We start from the raw sequence: 7,247 nt of genomic DNA on the forward strand, positions 1-7,247 counted from the left end.
TTCGTGCCATTCGACAGTGAACTCGATTGTCTGCGATGGATCCTGCAGAACCGGGCGCATCTCAACCGTACGCTGCCGGGTGCCAAGATTTGTGCGGTGAGGTTGGACCGCTGGCTCTTGGGCTTGGCGTGACGGTGGGGTGCAGGGAACCAGTGTTGGCCATGTCCGGACGCCTGGGAGCCTGCGCTGCGTTTGCCGGGTGGGCTATGGGCTAAGCAGATTTGGGTCACGCAGGCGGCTTGATTTGCTGCCCAGCGGTTAAGCCGCCCTGCCAGATACCGGCGCGCCCTTCCTCCGGCCGGCCGTCGATCACCTTACTGCAATCGCTTGTCGACAAGCCCGCTGACAAGGGGCGCTGCCGCCTCATATCCCAGGGTGTCGCCAGCCACCGTGGGGCGGCAGAAAGAACTGATATGAGGCGTGCCCTGACCATCCTCGCCGTGGCGCTGGGCATCTTGCTGCTGGGCGGCGGGATCTACCTCTATAACCCCGACCTGCCCCGCGCAGCGCTGGAACGTCGCTGGGCGCCACCACCCTCGCAATTCGTCGAAGTGGCAGGGGTGCGCCTCCATATCCGCGATACCGGGCCGCGCGAGGGCCCGGCGGTGCTGCTGATCCACGGCTTCGCTTCCTCGCTGCACACCTGGGAGGCATGGGCGCCGCTGCTGGAGGACCGCTTTCGCCTCGTCTCGCTCGACCTGCCGGGCTTCGGCCTGACCGGGCCGGACCCCACCGGCGACTACTCCGACGAGCGGAGCATTGCCGTGCTGGCCGCGCTGCTGGACCGGCTCGGGATCAGCAAGGCATCGGTCGTCGGCTCCTCGATGGGCGGGCGGATTGCCTGGCGCTTCGCCGCGGCCGAGCCGGCGCGCGTCTCGAAGCTCGTGCTGATGGCACCCGACGGTTTCGCCAGCATGGGCCGCGAGTATGGCCGTGCGCCCAAGCGGTTGCCCAGGCTGATGCGGCTGCTGCCCTATACCGCGCCGAAGCCGCTGCTGCGGCGAACGATGCGGAACGCCTATGCCGTGCCCGGGGTGCTGACGGATGCGGTGGTGGACCGCTACCACGCCATGCTGCTGGCGCCCGGGGTGCGGCGTGCCATCCTCGACCGCCTGCTGCAGTCGCGCCTCGTGCCACCCGAGCCAATCCTGGCGACGATCCGTGCGCCAGCGCTGTTGTTGTGGGGGGAGCGGGACAGCGCAATACCAGTCGCTCACGCCGCGGATTACGAGCGCGCCCTGCCCGATGTGCGCACGGTCATCCTGCCCGGGATCGGCCATGTGCCGATGGAAGAGGCGCCGGACGCCTCAGCGCGAGCAATGCGGGCATTCCTCGAGGGCGAGGCGGGCAGGTGACGCTTGGCGGCCGCCGCTCGGGCCTCCACGACAGTCGCTCTCGCCCAATCTGTCCGCCGCCCGTCGGCGCCAGAGAATTTCATTCACCAGTTTCCATCGCTGCTCCAGTTGATCCCAAAACAACCTGTCTTTCCTGACCAGGGCGCCGCGCTGAGGCGCAGGTTTTCGGCCTTGACCTTGATGGTGGTGATCCGGAACGAGGGCGGGAATTCTCTCCGAAATGCCGAAGAGTCTCCGGACCTTGAGAGTCGAGCGATTTTGCCAACAAGGTCTAACGCTTTGTTTTTAGAACATCTTCTGAGCAGATCCCCTGCTCGAATTCAGCATTTCTATCGCCCGGGGAGTTCTCTCGACTGGCGAGCCGAAGGCACCTTCAACAAACACCATATCCGCGGCCTCGGGCTCCGGGGCATGCGGGTCTAAGACTTTGGCTGCGTGCCGGCCAGCAAGGGCTGGCGGGCCGATGGGGAGATAAGCGAGATCCGCTTCTTGCTGCATGCAACCGACCCAGATTATCTCGAGCCGCGGCTAGGCCAGCCGGCGTCGAAGGGCTGCGTGCGGATCCCGGCCGCGATGAACCGCTTCCTCGACCGCTACGGCGTTTTCGATGCGGACCAGGAACAGGCCGAGGCCACCGATGCGCGGTTCCTGGCGTTGCTGCTGCCAGACCGGGAGCCAACCCCGCTCGCCAGCCAGGCCCTTATCGTCATCGATTGGTCAGATCCTTTCTGAGGGGGGAAGAGACGAGATGTGCTCAGTCGCCAACCTCACCCGGCGCGACGGCGAGGCGTTCCTTGCCCTCGCCGTCCCGGGTGCCGGCGCGAACCGCGATCGAGATGCTGCCGCTGGAGGCGGCTAACACCGCCCTTGCGCGGTTACGGGCGGGAGATGTCTCCGGCGCTCTCGTGCTGGTACCACAGGCACGGCCCGCGATTGATGCAGATCAAGGCACGGCCCCGCCAAACACCTAACTTGCGATGCTCCCCCGACGTCGGCAGCAAGGAGGCGAGCATGTCTAGGGTCTACAAGGCACTCATGGTGGATGCCGGGCCGGACGCCGGAGCCGAGGCGCGGATCCAGCTCGCAGCCGGGCTCGCCGGAGACTTCGGCGCCCATTTGATCGGTCTGGCGGCCTGTCCAGTGCACCCATCCTTCGGGCCGCCGTTCGGCGAAAGCTTGCTGGTCGCAGAGATCATCGAGGACGAAGTGCAGCGCATCCGCGCCATGCTGCAAGCCGCTGGCGACCGGTTCCGGACGATCGCCGGCGCGACTGCAGAATGGCGCTGCTTCCTGGAGCAGGCGAGCGATGCAATGGCACGGGAGGCGCGGGCCGCAGACTTGATCATTACCGGCCGATTGGCCGAGCCGGGCGACGTGGTGATGCGAGCCGGGCGCCCTGTCCTAGTCGTGGCGCCGAGCATCGCCAAGCTCGAGGGGCGCCGCATCCTGGTGGCCTGGAAGGAGAGCCGGGAGGCTCGGCGCGCCGTGATCGACGCCTTGCCGCTGCTGACCCGGGCAGAGCGGGTCATCGTTCTGGAAGCTTGTGAGGCGGGGGAAGATTCCATGCTGGCACAGCGGCATGTGAAGGACGTGGCAGGATTGCTGCTCCGCCACGGCGCCAGCGCCTTGGGCGAGGTGGTGATCTGCAGCGAGCGCAGCGCCGCAGCGGAATTGCTCCGTGCAGCGGTGCGGCTGGAGGCTGATCTCGTTGTTGCCGGCGGCTATGGCCATACGCGACTGCGGGAACGGGTCTTCGGCGGCGTCACCCGGGAGTTACTAGCGACCTGTCCGGTATGCTGCCTCCTGAGCCATTGAGGCGGTCTGCGCGAAACCGTGCGGCCTGCCGGGCGCGCCTACAGGCAGCCTCGGCCCCGCAGACGTTCGGTCGGTGCCGGCGCGGGCGGAACTCCTGACGGCTTGGTGCGGTGATCCTCGGGCTTCGCGGCGCCCCGGTGAGTCAGGGCGCGCCACGACCGCCCAGAACCACCGGGACAGGCGCCACCCCGGGTGAGCACAGGCGACGTCACGCGGCAGTTGCGATGGGCCTGGTGCCAGGGGGGGCGCCTTGACGCCGGTACGCGAAAACATCCTTGATCCAGATCATCCCGATCCAAGACTTGGCGGCCCACTATTGCGACAATGAGCCAGCTGGAGTGGCGACATGTACTTCCTCGCCCTTGCTGCAGATTTCGATGGAACGCTGGCCAAGGACGGGCAGGTCGAGCCCGGGACCTGGGCCTCATTGCGGCGCCTGAAGGCATCAGGGCGAAAGCTGTTGCTCGTCACAGGACGCACCCTGGAGGACATTGCGACGCTGCTCCCGGAGCAAGCACTGTTTGACCTCATCGTGGCCGAGAACGGCGCGCTGCTGCATCATCCCGGTGGTGGTCCGGACCGCCTATTGTGCCAACCGCCGTCCGTCCTTCTTCTGCAGCGTCTGCAAAGCCTTGGAGTCCAACCGCTATCGGTTGGCCGCGCCATCATCGCCACCTTCGAGCCGCATCACCAATCCATTCTGGCGGCGTTGCACGAACTTGGTCTGGAGCTGCAGATCAGCTTCAACAAAGGAGCGGTTATGGTGCTACCCTCCGGCGTCAACAAGGCAACAGGCCTTGCGGCGGCGCTTGCAGAGTTGGGTCTGTCTTCGCACAACGTCGTCGGTGTTGGCGACGCCGAGAATGACCATGCGCTGCTTCAGGCCTGCGGCTGCTCTGCAGCCGTCTCGAATGCACTTCCCGCCTTGAAGCAAGCAGTCGATCTACGGCTGCAAGCGGATCACGGTGCTGGTGTCTCCGAGTTGATTAATTTGATGCTCGAGAAGGACGCATCGCTTGCCTCGCCGCGCAAGCATGGCATCCCGATCGGCCTTGACGCTGCCGGGCGACCTGTTCTGATCGAACCCTATGACGGCAACCTGCTTATCACGGGAGGTTCCTGCAGCGGGAAATCCACCCTCATCACTAGGCTGACTGAGGAGCTTGCCGATCGGAAATTCGAGTTCTGCATCATCGACCCTGAAGGCGACTATATTGGTTTGGCCAACGCGGTTTGCGTCGGCAACCGCGACAATGCCCCAGATGTGCCCCAGGCCCTTGAGATACTTCGCAAGACTGCGATCAACCTTGTCATCAACACCCAGGCACTGGAGCTCAGCGAACGACAGCGATCTTTTGCCTTGGTGCTGTCCGAGGCGAAACGACATCGTCTGGCAACCGGCCGACCGCACTGGCTTATCGTCGACGAGGCTCATGAAGTGTTCCCTGCCCCAGGGGGCTATAGCTCCGAGGGGACACCGTCCGGGATGATCTTGGTGACGCTCTGCCCACATCTGTTGGCACCACAGATTCTGCAAAGGCTGACCGGGGTGCTCGCACTTGGCCACAACGCATCTGAATTCCTGGCCTCCGTCGCAGGGCTCCTCGGTATGAGCCTTCCGGTAGCTGCTTCTCCGCCTGACTCCGGTGTCGGCTTGTACTGGTGCCCAAGGGGGATGGCTGCCCCGGTGACGCTTGAAATTCGCTTGCCAAGCCAACTCCACCGTCGGCACGCAGGGAAGTATGCCGTTGGGGATGTCGGTGAAGGCCGTAGCTTTTATTTCCACGACCGGCGGCGTAATTCTTTCTTGGCTGCCAAAAATCTGTTCTCCTTCCTCGACATCGCAGCCCATGTAGACGATGAAGTTTGGTATTGCCATCTCAAGGCTGGTGACTTCTCCGCTTGGTTCCGGCATGTGATCAAGGACGAGGAGTTGGCCGAAGAAACTCGAGGTATCGAACTTAACCCGGTCTTGGGCACTGCAGAGAGTCGTCGTCGCATCCGACAAGCGATTTGTCGTCGCTACGCCGGAATCACCAATCAATAGTGGATGGCGTTCGGCATTGGTGACTGCACCAAGAGCCAACGCTTCCTGATGGCAGCGAGAATCGTCTGGGCACTCACGCTGTCCGATACGATGGCCGTAGTAAAATTGACAATCAGCAATCACCCATCCGTATGCGACGAGCGTATCCTGTTGAATGGCGCCATCTCGCTGTAATTCGGTTTCGCAGACGACAGCCCGCTGCAGGCCCGGCTTGGCGGCATGGTCGGCTATGCTTCGGAGGCGGCGGAGATCGTGTCGGCCACCACCCGCCGCTACTGCCGGGAATCGCTCATCGCTGAGATTGGACGGGCGGGTGCCATTTTGCTTTCGCCTGACAGTGCTTACTTCGGAGCAAAGTGGGACCAAGCTGCTATCCTGCAAACGCTTCGGAATGCGGAGCTTGGCTACCTCGACGACGGTATCGACCGGCCGCTCCGGAGCAGGCGGCTGACCACCGCAGCGAAGGTCGGCGACCGCACCAGCTTGGCACGGGCGCCGGTGCTCGCGCTCGGCAGCCTGATTGTCTGGCTTCGTAAAGCACCTCTGGCATTAATCTTCATTGGCATCAGCTTCGCGGCCATCGTGGGGAATGCGCTCATCATCGGCGTCGGTGGCGACGCGGAAGGTCACTATCGCGGCCGACTGGTATGGCCTGCCATCTTCGGATGTTTTATGGCGGCGACCTCCACTGCTACGAGACAGGCGGCAAGTTCTCCTATGCTGATGTCGCTCCTACTCAAGGATCCAAACCAACCGCAAAATCGGCAGCTCACCTGAGTGGTAAAACTGCCTAAACGTCCATCATATTTGTAACGAAAAAATGATTTAAAATTAACATTCTTTCTATTCGGCGTATTACTCAGATAATATGAGCCGCTTATTTATCCATTTGCTTTTGCGGCTATGTCCCGTCGTTTATGAAATATAAGCAGAATGAAGAATGCCAGATCCCATTTGATTGTTATTACCTACTCCAGACTACAGAATGCTGGTCAAAATGTCGATTGGCAGCTATTATTAAGTCCCGATCGCCGCTGCGCATACAGCCGGCTAGTCCTGATGCTACATAGGCCTTATAGACGGTCACAGCCCACCAAGCGGCTGCGTCAGCACGCTGCTTGATATGGTATCCAGGCCCGGCCCAGAAGGCATATGCCTCAGTCGGTGGCAGAAGCTCTGCGTGTGCACGAGCCTGTCGGAGGCAATCAGCAGCAAGTTTGAATGTCAGGAGCGCGCCACGCGTGCGATCCGTAAGCGCCACTCTGCTTAAGCGCTGCATATGGGGCTACCCCTATGGTACACTTACTTCAGCATCTTTCCCGTGCAGCTTGATTTCGCTTTCACAGCGTCAGAGGACGAGCCTGTATGTGCAGTCTTCATACGGAATAGTTCGACACAATCATCCATTGCAGGATAGATTAGAAATGACAAATTATTTCGAACGTGTTCTCATATTTGTGCTGAACGGTAGCACTGAGGATTAGCAGATGAGATGGGGAGGATAGGAGCACGAAGACCGAAGGGCAGAGAACAATGCATAATATCAATGTTTTGGCGCGATGTTAGCTACAGCCGGTTTGCTATCGTGCTTTACCGTGGCATCAGTCGGGTTGCTCCGGTCGCTCCCGGCATCGGCAGGCTCCGCGCGGCGGCCGGCAGAACCGAACTGGGGCAGGGACCCAGTGCCATAGCCACCCCACCACCACCGGGCGCCTGGAGTCGGTGCATATCCGCCGCGCCTGTACCGCTGACTGGCAAGCCTTCGCCAAGTGGTGCGCAGCCGTCGGGCAGCGGGCGCGCTGCCGGCCCACCCCGGACGCCGTTGCCGGGCATCTGGCCAGCTTGGCTGGACGGCTGGGTCGGAGGTGACTGCGCCGCAGGCAGGCGGCGATCGCCGACCGGCACCACCGCAGCAGCCACCTGTGGGATCCGGAGCTGGATGTGGCGGAGGGTTAGAGCGGTTTCCAGCCTGACTGAATCGCTTGTGATCCCACGGGCTGCACGATGGTGATTCAGTTGCCCCTCGGCAT

5 protein-coding genes are annotated in these 7,247 nt (G+C 62.5%); all 5 read left to right on the forward strand.

Going from position 1 to position 7,247, the window contains the following annotated elements; all coding sequences use genetic code 11:
- Positions 1 to 413 precede the first annotated feature (413 nt).
- The 5 genes from AC0IW9_RS27950 to AC0IW9_RS27970 all read left to right on the forward strand — a co-directional run bounded on the left by AC0IW9_RS27950 (position 414) and on the right by AC0IW9_RS27970 (position 5,994).
- Positions 414 to 1,355, forward strand: coding sequence for an alpha/beta fold hydrolase (locus AC0IW9_RS27950; RefSeq protein ID WP_471651579.1), 942 nt, complete (start codon positions 414 to 416; stop codon positions 1,353 to 1,355).
- A 435-nt stretch (positions 1,356 to 1,790) separates the two neighbouring features.
- Positions 1,791 to 2,087: a hypothetical protein gene (locus tag AC0IW9_RS27955; RefSeq protein WP_471651580.1), complete on the forward strand. Its 297-nt coding sequence runs from the start codon at positions 1,791 to 1,793 to the stop codon at positions 2,085 to 2,087.
- A 279-nt stretch (positions 2,088 to 2,366) separates the two neighbouring features.
- Positions 2,367 to 3,170: a universal stress protein gene (locus AC0IW9_RS27960; protein ID WP_471651581.1), complete on the forward strand. Its 804-nt coding sequence runs from the start codon at positions 2,367 to 2,369 to the stop codon at positions 3,168 to 3,170.
- A gap of 346 nt (positions 3,171 to 3,516) precedes the next feature.
- Positions 3,517 to 5,217, forward strand: coding sequence for an HAD family hydrolase (locus AC0IW9_RS27965; protein ID WP_471651582.1), 1,701 nt, complete (start codon positions 3,517 to 3,519; stop codon positions 5,215 to 5,217).
- Between the two features lie 219 nt (positions 5,218 to 5,436).
- On the forward strand, positions 5,437 to 5,994 hold the full coding sequence (locus AC0IW9_RS27970; RefSeq protein WP_471651583.1) for a hypothetical protein: 558 nt from the start codon (positions 5,437 to 5,439) through the stop codon (positions 5,992 to 5,994).
- The last annotated feature ends 1,253 nt before the right edge of the window (positions 5,995 to 7,247 follow it).

It is taken from the genome of Belnapia sp. AC561, from assembly GCF_979252845.1.